Annotated in this window: 16 protein-coding genes; all 16 read right to left on the bottom strand. The window is 29.7% G+C overall.

What is annotated here, in order from left to right; all coding sequences use genetic code 11:
- Positions 1–78: 78 nt before the first annotated feature.
- Positions 79–549: an HAD family hydrolase gene (locus tag CURI_RS08555; protein ID WP_014967852.1), complete on the bottom strand. Its 471-nt coding sequence runs from the start codon at positions 547–549 to the stop codon at positions 79–81.
- Positions 550–574: 25 nt separating this feature from the next.
- Entirely contained in the window at positions 575–1,318 is a 744-nt protein-coding gene (locus CURI_RS08560; RefSeq protein WP_014967853.1) for a phosphate ABC transporter ATP-binding protein, read from the bottom strand.
- A 4-nt stretch (positions 1,319–1,322) separates the two neighbouring features.
- On the bottom strand, positions 1,323–2,156 hold the full coding sequence (locus tag CURI_RS08565) for a PstA family ABC transporter permease (RefSeq protein ID WP_014967854.1): 834 nt from the start codon (positions 2,154–2,156) through the stop codon (positions 1,323–1,325).
- Between the two features lie 21 nt (positions 2,157–2,177).
- The gene (gene pstC, locus CURI_RS08570) at positions 2,178–3,041 is read right to left on the bottom strand and encodes a phosphate ABC transporter permease subunit PstC (RefSeq protein ID WP_014967855.1); all 864 of its coding nucleotides are present in this window, start codon (positions 3,039–3,041) and stop codon (positions 2,178–2,180) included.
- Positions 3,042–3,083: 42 nt separating this feature from the next.
- On the bottom strand, positions 3,084–4,013 hold the full coding sequence (locus CURI_RS08575) for a phosphate ABC transporter substrate-binding protein (RefSeq protein ID WP_014967856.1): 930 nt from the start codon (positions 4,011–4,013) through the stop codon (positions 3,084–3,086).
- Positions 4,014–4,214: 201 nt separating this feature from the next.
- Entirely contained in the window at positions 4,215–5,243 is a 1,029-nt protein-coding gene (locus CURI_RS08580; protein WP_014967857.1) for an NAD(P)H-dependent glycerol-3-phosphate dehydrogenase, read from the bottom strand.
- A gap of 19 nt (positions 5,244–5,262) precedes the next feature.
- Complete coding sequence (gene plsY / locus CURI_RS08585) at positions 5,263–5,859, bottom strand: glycerol-3-phosphate 1-O-acyltransferase PlsY (RefSeq protein ID WP_014967858.1); 597 nt, start codon at positions 5,857–5,859, stop codon at positions 5,263–5,265.
- Between the two features lies 1 nt (position 5,860).
- Entirely contained in the window at positions 5,861–7,180 is a 1,320-nt protein-coding gene (der, locus tag CURI_RS08590; RefSeq protein ID WP_014967859.1) for a ribosome biogenesis GTPase Der, read from the bottom strand.
- Between the two features lie 15 nt (positions 7,181–7,195).
- On the bottom strand, positions 7,196–8,524 hold the full coding sequence (locus tag CURI_RS08595; protein WP_014967860.1) for a radical SAM protein: 1,329 nt from the start codon (positions 8,522–8,524) through the stop codon (positions 7,196–7,198).
- A gap of 538 nt (positions 8,525–9,062) precedes the next feature.
- Positions 9,063–9,758, bottom strand: coding sequence for a hypothetical protein (locus CURI_RS08600; RefSeq protein WP_014967861.1), 696 nt, complete (start codon positions 9,756–9,758; stop codon positions 9,063–9,065).
- Between the two features lie 122 nt (positions 9,759–9,880).
- Positions 9,881–10,813 carry a homocysteine S-methyltransferase family protein gene (locus tag CURI_RS08605; RefSeq protein ID WP_041702049.1) on the bottom strand — a complete coding sequence of 311 codons (933 nt, stop codon included), beginning with the start codon at positions 10,811–10,813 and terminating at the stop codon, positions 9,881–9,883.
- A 257-nt stretch (positions 10,814–11,070) separates the two neighbouring features.
- Positions 11,071–11,925, bottom strand: a complete 855-nt coding sequence (locus tag CURI_RS08610; RefSeq protein WP_014967863.1) for a copper amine oxidase N-terminal domain-containing protein — start codon at positions 11,923–11,925, stop codon at positions 11,071–11,073.
- Between the two features lie 260 nt (positions 11,926–12,185).
- The gene (locus tag CURI_RS08615; RefSeq protein WP_014967864.1) at positions 12,186–13,124 is read right to left on the bottom strand and encodes an SDR family oxidoreductase; all 939 of its coding nucleotides are present in this window, start codon (positions 13,122–13,124) and stop codon (positions 12,186–12,188) included.
- A gap of 267 nt (positions 13,125–13,391) precedes the next feature.
- Complete coding sequence (locus tag CURI_RS08620; protein WP_014967865.1) at positions 13,392–13,586, bottom strand: capping complex subunit for YIEGIA; 195 nt, start codon at positions 13,584–13,586, stop codon at positions 13,392–13,394.
- Positions 13,587–13,598: 12 nt separating this feature from the next.
- Entirely contained in the window at positions 13,599–14,516 is a 918-nt protein-coding gene (locus CURI_RS08625) for a YIEGIA family protein (RefSeq protein ID WP_014967866.1), read from the bottom strand.
- A 156-nt stretch (positions 14,517–14,672) separates the two neighbouring features.
- Positions 14,673–15,920, bottom strand: coding sequence for a serine hydroxymethyltransferase (locus CURI_RS08630; RefSeq protein WP_014967867.1), 1,248 nt, complete (start codon positions 15,918–15,920; stop codon positions 14,673–14,675).
- Between the last annotated feature and the right edge of the window lie 410 nt (positions 15,921–16,330).

Genomic DNA, 16,330 nt, shown 5'->3' on the forward strand with positions numbered 1-16,330 from the left:
AACTCAATATAGCTATATAAACTTCTATAATGTTCTGTTAGCTGTTATTGTGCCCCCTATTTTATACTGAATTATACATCAATTTCTAAGTGTAGCTTTCATCATATTTTTGTTTAATATTATATTTAGAGCATCTATTATAGATTTTGTAACTATATCGGCATATGGTAGAAGCTTCCCTGAACATCCCTCTTTTTCTATTATTGCTATAGATATTTTACAATCTTTAAACATTTCTATATCATTAAATCCATTTCCAACACATATTGTTTTTTCTTTCCCTAAACTTTTTAATATAAGTTTCTTAGATTCTCCTGCGTTTTCTTTTGGAAAAGTTATTATATTTATCCCTATATCTTTACATTGTTTCTCTACTGTCCCATAAGTATCTGCTGTAACTATATGTATTTTAAGTTTATCCTTCATATCTAATAGTTTTTCTTGGACTCCCTCTATTAATTGACCTTCCACTGCTATAGTTCCATTATAGTCTAATATTATATTTTCTATTTCAACTTTTCCTCTTCCCGGTATATCATATACTATCATATATACAATTCTCCTTTATTTTAAATTATCCATATATGCCTTCTATATATTCTCTAGTTCTAATATCTTTTGGATTATTAAATATCTGTTCTGTCTCTCCATATTCCACAATATCTCCATCAAGTAAGAATGCAGTATAATCGGATATTCTTTTTGCCTGAGATAGGTTATGTGTAACTATGACTATCGTATAGCTTTTAGAAAATTCCAAAAGTATTTTTTCTACATTAGCTGTATTTTTTACATCTAATGCTGAACATGGTTCATCCAGTAATAAAACCTCTGGATTTACAGTAAGTGCTCTAGCCATGCATAGTCTTTGTTGTTGTCCTCCTGATAGATTCGTAGCATACATGTCTAAATCATCTTTGACTTCATCAAACAGATGTACTTTCTTCAGAGTTTCTTTCACTATTTCATCTAATTTATCCTTATCTTTTATTCCGTAATATATAGGAGCATATGTTAAGTTTTTATATATTGATAATGGAAAAGGCACAGGTTTTTGAAACAACATTCCTATACTTTTTCTTATCTCATTCTTAGAATAAGATAGTATGTCTTTATCTTTAAATACTATATCACCTTTAGAGTCTCCACCATTTTCCTCCAATATGCGATTTAAGCTCATAAGTAAAGTTGATTTTCCACAACCAGACGGACCTATTATTGCAGTTATTTTATTTTTCTTTATATCCATAGATAAATTTTTTGATATTACCTTATTGCCGTATTTAGTATTTAAATTTTTTATTTTAATTATATCCATCCATCTATCTTCCTTTCTTCTTTATGAATAAAATCACCGATATGATATTTATAACTAACACTATCATTATAAGAACAAGCGATGTTGCATAAGAGTTTTCCAAGGAAATACCTTCTCCTGTTAATATATACAAATGAAATGGTAAAGCCATAACTGGGGAATGTATCGAATTTGGTACCGGAGCAGATATAACTGCTGCTGTTAGTATTATTGGCGCAGATGCTCCTATTGCAAAACTTCCTGCTAAAGTTATTGTAGATATGATATTTTCTTTGCATATTGGAAGTATAAGTTTAAAAATCATATAGTATTTAGATATTCCTAGTACATAAGATGAATTTATTATATTAATATCAACTTCTCTTAGAATTTTTTCTATTCTTACTTGAATATAAGGAAGTATCATAATGCCTAAAGTTATTCCACCAGCTAATGCTGATCTTCCTAACCTCATATACAATACTAGCAAAGTATATCCGAATAGTCCCAATATTATAGACGGTATTCCAGCCATACATTGAATCACCATATGTATTAAACTTTCTATTTTTTTAGATTCACAATAGAATACTATATATATGGCAGTTGATATAGCCAAAATTGATGAAAATATACAAGCTATAGTCATTAGAAGTAAGCTACCTACTATAGCTGGAAATATTCCACCCTCTGAACCTAATGGAAAACCTTTAGGATTATCAAATATAAACTCTAAGCTAATAGAATTTATGCCATTTTTTATTATGTATATAATAACATAACTTATTGCAATAAATAAGACTAATATGCTCAATGTAATCCATATTTTAAATAAATACTCTTTTACTTTTTCAATCATATATCTTCAATCCTCAGTTCTTTATATATCTATATTTTTTCTAATTGAATAAAATATCATATTAATTATTATCAATATAATCATAAGTATAAATCCAGATGCAAAAAGTGCATGATAATGCAAACTACCCACTTCTGCCATGCCCATCTCAAGTGCAATTAGTGAAGGAATAGTTTGTCCTTTTCCTAATAGTCTGGGTATTATAGGTGCATTTCCTATAACCATCATAACTGCCATAGTCTCTCCCATTGCTCTACTTAATGCTAAAACTGCACCTGCTACTATACTTTTTTTGCTTTGAGGAATCAATATCTTTCTTAACATGTAACTCTTTGAAACTCCTAATACACTTGAATCTTTAGAATATTTCTTATTTATTTTATTCATAGACTCACTACAAGTGGATATTATATATGGAATTATCATTATTGAAAGAAGTATACCTCCAGCTAATATCGACTCCCCTGATGAAAAAGAAAAATTAGTTTCTAAAAATTTCACTAAAACTATCAGTCCTATAAATCCATATACTACAGACGGTATTCCCACTAATATATCCAATAATAAATTTATAAATATTTTTCCACTTCCACCTATATAACTTGATATTACTATAGAACTTCCTATACCTATAGGTAATGCTATAGTAATGGCTACTAACGATACATATAAGGTTCCTAATATTGTTGGAAGTATGGATAATTTTTCTGGTGACCCTAATGGATTCCATGTTTCCCCCGTTATAAATCTTAATATAGAGACTTCTTTAAAAAATTTAAAACTTTCCTTAAATATAAATATAATTATAAAAACAAGTATCAATAAAGAAATTAGTGTAAGTAACCTTATTATATATTTAAATATATTTTCTTTCATATTTTGCATAAAATCACCTCAATAAAAAGGGTTGTCATTTAAGACAACCCCTTAGTTAACTGGAACAAATCCCATCTTTTCAATAATTTCTGATCCTTTTTCAGATGTAACTACATCCATGAAAGCTTTTTGTTCTGCTGTTAGTTCCCCTTTTTTGACTACTATAAGAGGTCTAGATATTTTATATGAACCACTTAATATGTTTTCTTTAGTTGGTTCTACTCCATCAACTTTTAGTGTAAGTAGTTTCCCTTGATTTTGATTTACCATTCCAAACGAAGCATAGCCTATGGCATCTTTGTTTTCCATTACTTTCGTTACAAGCGCACCCATTGAAGGTGATTGTATTGCATCTTTTCTTACTTCAGTATCTCCCATAATACTTTTTTGAAAAACTTCGTGAGCTCCACCGCCTAAATCTCTTATAACTACTACTATCTCTCTATCTGGTAAGCTACTGTCTATTTCATTCCATTTTTTATACTCGCCTGAAAATATTTTTTTGATTTCTTCTGTACTTAAATCATCTTTTATTTTATATAGTGGATTTTCTGGATTTATAGATATAGTCAATGCATCTATTCCAAGTTTAAACTCTTTTATATCCTTTATTTTTCTTTTTTCCTCATCTTTTACACTTCTTGCAAGCATTCCAAAGTCACTAGTTCCTTCAATTATCGATTTAGCACCAGCACCAGAACCTCCTGCTGAAACATATATGGCTATATTTTTTTCTGGAAATTTAGAGTCCACCTTATTCCACGTTGTATATTCTTCTATAAAATCCGTAGATATAGCTGATATGACAGGTGCTAAAGTTGATGAACCATTAAATGTAACTTGAGCATTAAACTCATTATCTTGTTTTACATTTTCTTGCGGTATATTATTTTGTTTATCAGTATTGGGATTTGAGCATCCTGTCAAAGTTAATGTAAATACTAACAACAGGCATAAAAATAAGCTAGATATTTTCTTCATATGTATTCCTCCAATTGTACATTATTCTGATATATTCTAACTTTACCATTAATACACTACACTCTCCAATAAATAATATCTATCGTATTTTACTTATTTATAGATAATTTTTATAATGATTCTATTTTATTTATATATTTTTATAATAAAAAAGGACTTTCAATTTATTTTACTTAATAAAATTGAAAGTCCTTTTACAGTTTACCAATCTATTTCTATTCCTTTATATACATCTTCCATTTCATACTTTTTGTTTCTCATCATTAAATTTACAACAGAGTTTTTTACATCCGAACCACTGTATAGAACATTATATATTTCTTGAGTTATAGGCATTTCTACATTATATTTTTTTGATAATTCATAGGCAGCCTTAGTTGTTTTAGTTCCTTCAACTACCATTCCTATGGTAGTTGACACTTCATCAAGATTTTTACCTTCTCCTATAAGTATCCCTGCTCTTCTATTTCTACTATGTATACTAGTACAAGTAACTATTAAGTCTCCTATACCAGATAACCCTGCAAAGGTAACTTCTCTTGCACCCATCTTACATCCTAGTCTTCCTATTTCTGTGATACCTCTAGTCATAAGAGCTGACTTTGTATTATCTCCATATCCAAGTCCATCTGATATTCCCGCTCCAAGAGCTATTATATTTTTTAACGCTCCACCCATTTCTACCCCTACTACATCTGGATTCGTATATACTCTAAGTTTGGGTGTCATGAATATGTCTTGAATATATTCTGCTACTTTTCTTTTATCTGAAGCTACTACTAGTGTAGTTGGTAAGTCTCTTGCAACTTCTTCTGCATGAGATGGACCAGATAATACAACATACTCATTATCTGGAAGCTCTTCTTTTACTACTTCAGATATTCTACACAGACTACCTATTTCGATTCCTTTAGAGACATTTACTATTATTTGATTTTTATTTATATATTGCTTCATATTTTTAATATTGTCTCTAACAGATTGAGTGGGTACAGCTGATATTAGTATTTCTTTATTAGATATTGCTTTTTCTAGATCATTAGTAGCTCTTATATTATTAGGAATAACTACTCCTGGTAAGTACTTTATATTTTCTCTAGTATAGTTCATATCTTCACATTGCTTTTTATCTCTCATCCATATATCTATATCATGTCCTTTTTTAGCTAGTGAAAGTGCTAGGGCTGTACCCCAACTTCCACCACCTAGTACAGAAATTTTACCTTTCAATTTTATTTCTCCCCTTTTACTAAACTTTTTTACCTAACTTAGCTTCTTCCCCTCTTAAGAGTCTTGATATATTACTCTTATGTTTATATATTGCCATAAGAGCTAGTATTAAAGTAAATATAAAATATCTATGGTCAAATGGTCGTTTGGTAAAAAGATATACTATAGGCCATATTGCAACTGCTAACATAGTACCTAAAGATACATATTTAGTTTTTATGATTATAGAAATACCTATAGCTATACATATTATTCCTTGTACTGGTAATGTTACAAGCGCCACTCCAATGGTAGTGGCTATTCCTTTTCCACCTTTAAATTTGAGAAATACTGGCCAATTATGCCCTAGAACTACAAAGATACCTGATATTAGTGCGCCCATATCGTTTAAAATATATTTTCCTATAATTACGGCTATAACTCCTTTTAGTGCATCTAAAAGGAGTGTAGCTATTGCAAATTTTTTTCCAAATACTCTTAAAGCATTAGTTGTTCCCGCGTTTCCACTTCCAAATTCTCTTATATCTGTTTTCTTAATTATTTTCCCTAGTATATACGAAGTTTGAAAGTTACCTAGTAAGTAAGATGTAATTATAATTAAGATAACATCTTTCATATTAGTCCCCCTTTTTTTCGTTAAACTCAAATTGTAACGGTGTACCTTCAAATCCAAATGATTTTCTAATTTGGTTTTCTAGGTACCTACCATATGAAAAGTGCATAAGCTCTTTATCATTTATAAATATTACAAATTTAGGAGGTTTAGAAGCTACTTGTGTACCATAGTATATTTTCAATCTCTTTCCTTTATCTGTAGGCGGCTGATTCATGAGTACAGCTTCATTTATAATATCATTTAGAACTCCAGTTGTTATCCTCATAGCATGATTATTTGAAACTATCTTTATTAAGTCAAAAAGCTTATTTACTCTCTGACCTGTTTTAGCTGATATAAATATTATAGGAGCATAAGTCATAAAGGATAAAGTATTCATAACTTCTTTTTCAAAATCTAAATAAGTTTTATCCCCTTTTTCAATTGCATCCCATTTATTTACTACTATTACAGAAGCTTTTCCATTGTTATGAGCATATCCTGCTATCTTAGCATCCTGTTCCGTTACTCCCTCTGTAGCGTCTATCATGATAACACATACATCGGATCTCTCTATAGCCATAAGTGTTCTTATTACACTATATCTCTCAATGCTTTCATCTACGTTTTTCTTTCTTCTAAGTCCTGCAGTATCTATTAGTACATATTTATCTTCTCCTCTTGTAAATGGAGTATCTATTGCATCTCTTGTTGTACCTGCTATATCACTTACTATAACTCTATTTTCGCCAAGTACTTTATTTATAAGAGAAGACTTACCTGCATTTGGCTTTCCTATAACAGCAACTTTTATAACATCATCTTCATATTCAGTATCCTTATCCTCTGGGAAGTGCCCTATTACTTCGTCTAAAAGATCTCCTAATCCTAGACTTTGTCCAGCAGAAATTACTATAGGTGATCCTAATCCTAGTTCATAAAATTCATATATACTATCTGGGTTTTTAGGAGTGTCTATCTTATTACATACTAATAAAACTTCTTTTCCTGATCTTCTAAGCATCTCTGCAACTTCTCTATCTGTAGATGTAAGTCCTTCTAAGCCATCTACTACAAATAATATTACATCTCCTGTTTCTATAGCTATCTCAGCTTGTCTTCTCATTTGAGATAATATGATGTCTTTACTTTCAGGCTCTATTCCACCTGTGTCTATTAATGTGAAATATTTGTTTAGCCATTCTGCCTCTGCATATATTCTATCTCTTGTTACTCCTGGCTTATCTTCAACTATAGATATTCGTTCTCCTACAATTCTATTAAATAAAGTGGACTTTCCTACATTCGGTCTACCTACGATCGCTACTACTGGTCTTGCCACAAATATCACCTCTCCTTATTTTCTAAATATATCAACAAATTCTTTACCATCAACTTTTGCCACTGTAACTTGAGTATTTAGCCTTTCCTTCAGCTCTTCTAAAGTTACATTATCTAAAAATATATCCTCATCTGCCTTCAGCATACTTTTAGTTATTAATATTCCATCTTTTAGATCTTCATTTTTTAATTGATCTATTAAATCATTTCCTGTAATAAGTCCTGTTACTGTAATAGTTTCACCGAAAAAATTATTTTTTATAGGAATCACTTTTATATTTAAACCATCAAACTTTTCCATTACCAGACTAGTTATTTTTTTCATAAATTCATATGCTATTGTACCTGTCGGTATTATATATTCTTTATTCAAAGTTGGTTTTCCTTCTATTTTTTCAAGCTCATCTTCTACCTCTGACTGAAAAGACCTCATAAGCCCCACACCATTTTCTATTTGAGCAAACCCTTCATAATCATCATGCTTTGGTGCTTCTCTATTAGCTAGAACAAAAAATTCATCTGAGGCAAAAACAAATCTAGTTCCTATAGACTTTAAAAATTCACTTTGTTTATTTTCTATGAGATCTAATAGTTCATTTGATGTTTTATTGTTAAATATGTCTACCTTTTTCAAACCATCTCTATACTTAGTTATGCCTATTGGAACTACGGCAACACTATTTACATTAGGGTAAAGCTTATACAGATCATCTAAAGTTCTAGATAGCTCTTCTTTATCATTTACGTTTGGTACTAATACTATTTGACAGTTCATTTCTATATTAACTTCATTAAACTTCTTAAGTATTTCATAAACCCTACCAGCATTCTTGTTGTTTAGCATTTTTTTCCTTAACTCTGGATTGGTAGTATGAACAGAAATATTTATAGGGCTAATTCTATATTTTATAATTCTATCTATTTCTTCATCACTTAGATTAGTAAGGGTAATAAAGTTTCCTTGTAGAAATGAAAGTCTGGAGTCATCATCTTTAAAGTAAAGGGTTTCTCTCATACCTTTTGGTAATTGATCTATAAAGCAAAATATGCAGTTATTTCTACAGCTTTTAGCTTTATCTATTAAAGGATTAGTAAATGATATCCCTATATCTTCATCATACTCCTTTTCTATTTCTAACTCCCAAACCTCTCCATCTTGCTTTTGTATTAAAATAGTAACAAAATCATCTGTCATTATATATTTATAATCTATAATGTCCTTTATTTCCTGTCCATTTACTGAAACTAATATGTCTCCCGGTTCAATTTCTAATTCTTCAGCTATACTTCCTTTCATAACTTCTTCTACAATATTTATGCTCTGCTCTATGTTTTTTAGCTCCATATTATCCCCTTCTATAATAAATTACTGATTCACTCCAAAGCCTACATATATAGTTTTAAATCACATTTACATATAGTAGCACTAATCTTAATAAAAATCAATCTATCAATAGCCACCTATGGCTACAATACAACATTTTCTGCCACTTTTTATAACTCTATATTGCGTAGTAACTTTAAACCCACCACGAAATATCCCTATGTCTAGTTTATCTATTATACAACAAATTATAAACCTATGGCAAAATAATTTCAGTCTATAATATTGTTCAATCTATTGCGTACATTCTTGAACCTAATAGTTATGAAATTATTTTATAATAAATCAAGATCATATCATTTAATCTTATTATCACTATAGTTTTTTATATAAAAAACAGGGTAGACTATAGAACTAATTATAATCTCCCCTTTAAATATTAAAATTATTTAATTTTCTTCATTATTAACAAAATTCCTATATATATTCCATTCAAAGTTGAATATTCTTTCTTCACTACTATATTATACTCTTTAATATACTATTTATTTTTATGCATTTATAACCCACGCTTTATAATTTCAACCACTTCATCTTCATTATATAGTTCATACTTTAAATCTTCCCAGTGCCATTTAGAATCAAATAATTTTTCCATCCCATTCTTATCATTCAAGTTTAAAACTATTTCTTCTCTTATAGTCCTTTTTCTCCTATTCCCATTAGTCAGATATTCATTTTCAAGTTCATAAAAATCTTGATTATTATAAGTCTTCAAAGCTTTGGGTAAATACACCCTAATTTTAAAGTTATTTTGTGTCATACCATAATCTATTAGTTCTAGGTTCAAAGTCATAGTTAGCTTATCATTAGAGCCTGATAAACTAACTTTTGAATCTCCAATATCTACGGATCTTAAACTATCCTTCTTTATCCAATAGTAACCTGTCCTAGTAATATCCAAAGACCACTTCATCATTGGCATTATTACAGTTATTATCATCAAAAACAATAACAACTTATTTCTACCTTCCGCTCTTTTTAAATTAAATATCCCTTTAATACTAATGAACAACAATACTAGTGGTATTATTCCCGAAAGATAAACCACACTATCCTTATATTCTATTGGCATTATAATATGTTCAATAATAGAGTAAGAATCATGGGGGAGTTTATATGTTATCAATACTGATATAAACATAATTCCTAGATATTTAAGTAACTTTTTGTTATCTTCACTTACAGTAACCAACCTCCTAATTCTTAGTTTATATATTCTGAAGTTATCGTAATACTATGAATTATTCTAATTATGATTTTGTACTTATTAAATTAATTAAATAACGCTTAAATTCTCATATTTATAATCACTTTCTATAAATCAACCATTTTTAATCTTTTAGCTATTTCTTCTATATGTGTATTATCAGTACCACAGCATCCACCAAAAATTTTAGGAGTAAGGTAATCGTTTAACTCCATCATGTTGCAAGCCAAGCTAATGCTATCAGAAGTCTTTAAATCATCGCTATTATCTAACTCCTCTGGTGACAATTGAGAAGTGTTTGCTTGTATACCTCTAAAGCGTTCTTTTACTAATTTAGTTTCATTACAAGAACAGGATAGTGCTTTTTTCAAAACTATTGGATGAACACAATTTGCCATATAACAAATTGGCTTTCTTAAAGTTTCATTATCTATACTTAAAATTGCATCATGAATAGTGGTTCCATCTATGAGCCTTCCATTATTTCTAATCATAAAACTAATAATATATGCTAACCCTGTATTCTCCATTGCTTTTGCCATACCAATAGCTTCAGATAATGCAGGCATAATTCCTGCAAATAAAAAATCTACTCCTGAATTTTTAAATAAGTTTGCTTGCCATGAGTGAAGCTTATGAGCCTCTTGTATAGATAAAATTTCTGTTGCCTTATAAGCATCTCCTTTGCACCCCATTAGTCCACCTACAAACATATCTGTACTTGCATAAGTCTTGATTTTTTGTAAAAAACGTACGTTATCCTCAATAATTTTTTCATCAAATTCCGATTGCATAACATGTTCTAAATTTGCTCTACGCGTTGGTGTGGTTGCAATAAATGGCAACTTGTACTTTTCAGCTATTGTCACATACTCTTTAAAGATGCTTTCCATTGCTTCCCTTGAATGAGTATTATAAACTAATCCAGCCATTGCGACTTTATCATCAAATTCTACACTATACTCTCGCTTTAATCTCTCTCCTAAGGCCCCTTCCATCAATATTGCAGAAGATATTTGAAAGCAAGTTTCAAAATTCATAGGTATCACCTCTTCTATTATATATAATCTTCTAGTTACTAAAATGAGACTATTATTAATATAAAGTATAATATGATCTTCACTACCATTTATAAATGTGTACATATCTCTTTTGCCTTTAACGTCTCTAATATCAAGGATTTAATATTTTTATAATTAGCACATAGGTACTGATTCTTACTTTCTGAAATAAGTCTGAGTTTGTAAATTTCAATATTTATCTTATTAGATATTAATTTTTTATCTAGTATAACAAGTTAGTTTATAAATATAAAAATTCTATCATCTTCATCTGGTTTTATTACTGTTATACTTCTATCTCCAAACTCTTTAATATCTTTAAAGCTTTTCTTCTTGCTAACTATTTGCTCTAAATATCTCCAAACATCATTAGTTTTATCACTAAAATAATATCTTAATACTTTTTTAAATGCATCCTGTGTTTCACCAGGTTTGAACATTTCTCCATCAATATTTGTACTGGCTATACCTCCACTTGCACTAAAATCTATTATAAATTCGATTTTAGACCAATCTGAGGTATATGAGTAGATAGCTCTATGATATTCATCTAAGTTAAAGTTGCTATCTAGTGCTAGAACTGCCTGCTCATCTATATACATATCTCCTGTAGCAGTAATTGATATAGGTTTTTCTATAATAGGTCTTGTATTTTCTTTTGTCGTAATATACGCTATATATCTATAACCATCCCAATCTACACTGCAATCTAATGATTCCGAAATAAATCTTAACGGTACATAGGTTCTTCCATCTATTATCCTAGCTACACTATCAAGAGTAATTCTATTATTATTTATAGTTGCATAATCACTACCCATTTTTACCAATATTACCTTATTATTTAAAAATATATGAACTTCTTCACTTTCTTTATCCCAATATACGACTGCCCCTAATTGTTCTCCTACGAATCTAACTGGTACAAGTACTCTATTCTCATCTTTTATTAGCAAAGGTTTTGCATCAGGAAATACAAGTTTCTTTTGATCTAATTGAATTTCTACTAATTCCCCTTGTTGTGCAAATAGTTTGCCTGGTAATATGATTAAAAAACATATTATTAAGCTTAGTTTTAAGTACCTCCTCATCGGTTGCTCTCCTTTTCATTTCTATATATTTATTTAAAGTTTTTCTAAACTATCGAGTCACAGTGTATCTGATTAGGAATATTTTCTTTATATTATGATTCTATTTATATAATTTCTATATTTAAATTCTATAAAATAAACAATCCCGCAGAAATACGAGAACATATTCATCATAAAATATTTTCTTATATAAGCTATTAATTAGAAATTCACGCAACATAAATTAATAAAATTTAGATGTGAAATGTAATTATATTTAATTAATTCCCTAACAGTTCATTAACTTTATCCATCATTTTAACATCATTTAACTTTGGTTTTTTATCTATATACCATTCATAAGCTCGTTTCAATCCCTCTTCTAATGAAATTGTAGGTTTATAAAGTTTACTTTTCATCAGTTGTTCTGTATCAAGTACGTAAGTTACATCTCTAAATGGGAAGTACGATCTTGATTCTAACTTCACTTGATTTACATCTATTTTTTTCATTATAGGAGTTTTACCTATGACTTCACCACATTTTGCTATAAAGTAATCCCATGAAATAAGTTCAGGATTTGTTACGTTATATATATTTGAAGAACTTTCATTATACATTACACTTTCAAATATTCTAACTAAATCATTAATATGTATAAATTGGGTTTTAGTATCCTTTCCAAAAGGAATGGGAATTTCCTTATTATTGATAATTCTATCGAAAAAGTATATTTCTCTATAGAGGTTATTGTTTTCCCCATAAATATATGGAGGTCTAAAAATAGTATACGGTATACCACTATTTATAATAAAGTCCTCTGCTTCTTTTTTATCGATACCATATTTTCCCCAATTAGAATTTTCTCCTTTTTTAAAGGATTCTTTTATAGTATCACTACTCGGTTCATATACCGCTCCTGATGAACAAAATACATATTTTTTCAACTCATTTTTATCAATAGAAGTCAGTAGTATTTCTACATCAGCTTTTGTATATGCAGATATATCAAAAACAAACTCATACTTTCTTCCTTCTAAGACCTCTTGAACTTCATTCTTTGATTTTCTATCACAGATTAGTTGTTCTCTAAAGCCGTCATAATCAATTGATTTAAGCCCTCTTGTAAGAATATCTACATTATATCCTTGTCCAATAAGATGTTTTGCTAAAAAACTACTTACAAATGATGTGCCACCCATAACTAAAACAGATTTCATTTTATCGCTTCCTTTTCATTTTTCTTGTTCTTACCTTATATTATAGTTTATTATACCATGTATTTACCATTTATTAGATATAACTTCTATAAGTATTGCAATTTAAGATTAAAATGTACGTATTTAATTATATATTTAAAGGTAGACTATAGTTTTTCTATAGTCTACCTTTAAATCCATTTTAATTCAGTTTCAAATCTTTTTTATAGAATACTCCTATTACTTGTCATATAAAAAAGAGATTGCTTTTTAAGTCAATCTCTCAAATTAATGTTTAACTATAACATAACATCCATTTTCCAAATCATGAACCATCGCCATAGTTACTTTTGCTATTAAAAGTGATACTTTATTTCTTTCTTCTTCGCTATCTGCATAAAATATAGGAACACTTCCTGAAGAAACTTTTTCTTTTCTTGTGGTCACTATCGCCAGTATATTATCTTTTATACCTACATCCATAGTCACACCTCCTTAATCAGATGCTCTTCTAGCAACTTTAGTATTTAGAGGTTTTCTTTTTGCACTCTCTAGAACTATAGTTCCTCTCACCACGTCCAGAAGAGCATCTTCATCAGGATGCATCGCCACTAATGATAATAGAACTCTACCCGTATCTGGATCCCTTCGAGCTATAGGAGAAAAGTCTGGCTCATCGACATCTTTTCTTATTCCTAGTAATTCTGCTGCATTATGAAGTATAGCCTGCCTTTGACCTATGTTAGCTAAAGTTACTACACCATTATCATTGTGTGGTATTATTTCAACTGCTATACCACTTTTAAGATATATTTCTCTTGATGCCTCTAACCCTATATTCATAATTATAGTATTATTTATTTTTAGAAGTGGACCATCAAATGTAATCTTTGCTTTTTTCACATCTGCCATATCTTGTAGTGTTTGTCTTGATATAAGCTTATTTAAAATTAAAATTGTTACTATACTAACTATTATTCCAACTATTATACAGTACATTTTAGGTATATTTAGTATGAACATGATATAGATTACTATACTACATGTTAAAGAGACTATCATAGTTACATAGTTCCTTGCTTCAAAAGCTTTTGCTATATCTTCTATATATGCAGTTCCCCTCGCTACTAATTCCGTAGGTTCCATATTATCTAAACTCTGTCTCTCTAAGTTTCTTACATCTCTAAATTGCTGCGCTGCTAATGACAAGAAAGTAACTGCTGCAAATTCGTTTGAAATTATAGATGGTACTGCAACAGATCCAAGTGCCGATGCTATAAGCCCTAATGTTAGATGAGTAAGGAACCCTTGTGGATAACTTGGATATTGTCTATGATCGACCTTTAACATAGATAGCCTTGATACAAAACCAATTATAATAGATGGAACTATTATAAAACCATATTTAAACATTTCATCACCTTTAAATTATTTTATTTTACTTTATATTTTCCTAATATATATTAATTTATACCAAAAGTGAATTTTTTAAAATATCTTTAGATTTATGATATAAAAAAACAGCCTAAAGACTAATCTTTAGACTGCTTTTTATGTTATATTCTATTATTAGAATAATGAATCTTCAGTAGCATATAGTGGGAAGTTTGCTATAAGAGCGTCAACTTTTGCTATAGCTGCTTCTTTATCTTTGTCTATTAATATTAATTTGATGATTTCTGCGATTTCTTTCATTTCAGCTTCTTTGAATCCTCTAGTTGTAACAGCTGGTGTACCAATTCTAACACCACTTGTTACAAATGGGCTTTCTTGATCGTATGGTATAGTGTTTTTGTTAACTGTTACTTTAGCTTCGTCTAATAGAAGTTCTGCTTCTTTTCCAGTTAATCCAACAGCTTTAACGTCAACTAACATTAAGTGAGTATCAGTTCCACCTGAAACGATTCTGAATCCTTGTTTTTGTAATTCTTCTGCTAAAACTGCAGCATTTTTAACAACTTGCTCTTGGTAAGCTTTGAATTCTGGCTTTAAAGCTTCTCCGAATGCAACTGCTTTACCAGCGATTACGTGCATTAATGGTCCACCTTGTAGTCCTGGGAATATAGCTTTGTCTATCATTTTTGCATATTTTTCTTTACAAAGGATAACTCCACCTCTTGGTCCTCTAAGAGTTTTGTGAGTTGTACTTGTAACGAAGTCAGCGTGTGGTACTGGGTTTGGATATAGTCCAGCTGCAACTAGTCCAGCAAAGTGAGCCATATCTACCATTAAGTAAGCTCCAACTTTATCAGCTATTTCTCTGAATCTAGCGAAGTCTAACTTTCTAGCGTAAGCACTCCATCCAGCAACGATCATTTTTGGTTGCTCTTTAACTGCGATTTCTTCTATTTTGTCATAGTCTACAACTTCTGATCCTTCTTCAACTACGTAGTCTATGAAGTTATAGTAAGTACCTGATATATTTACAGGGCTTCCGTGAGTTAAGTGTCCACCGTGTGATAAGTTCATTCCTAGAACTTTATCTCCAGGTTTTAGAGTTGCAAAGTAAACTCCTAAGTTAGCGTTAGCTCCTGAGTGTGGTTGAACGTTAGCATGGTCAGCACCAAATATTTCTTTAAGTCTGTCGATTGCTAAGTTTTCTACTACGTCAACAAATTCACATCCACCGTAGTATCTTTTTGCTGGATATCCTTCAGCGTATTTGTTTGTTAAATAACTACCCATTGCTTCCATAACTGATCTTGTTACGATGTTTTCTGAAGCGATAAGCTCAATGTTTTCTTTTTGTCTTTCTAATTCTTTCTCGATAGCTCCGAATATTTCTGGATCTGTCTTCTTTAAGTTTCTGAAATCCATGTTAAAATGTCCCCCTTCAATTAAGTTATTTTTATTATTCTTTATTATTTTGTATATATTTGTTTGAAAATCAATTCATATATAATATAACACTTAAATTTGATTAAATAAAGGCCTAAATCACATTTTCTTGGTGTTATTGATTTTTTCTATAATCTTTTGATATGTATTAATTTATTCTATATCTCTTTCTGAAAACGTTTGTGGCGTCTTAAATTAGACATTTTTTTTCATAATTCTTATTCTTTTTCGTAGTTTTTTTAACATACTTTTGCTCATAGACTATTTTATTAGTTACTTTAATTACAACTTAACATTTTAAATCGTTTTTTTACTGTCATTAGTGGTATATTATAAAAATATAATTTAATTAAAATGAAATATGTTCTATAATAATTATAAGATAGGAG

It is taken from the genome of Gottschalkia acidurici 9a, from assembly GCF_000299355.1.
GTDB classification, from domain to species: domain Bacteria; phylum Bacillota; class Clostridia; order Tissierellales; family Gottschalkiaceae; genus Gottschalkia; species Gottschalkia acidurici.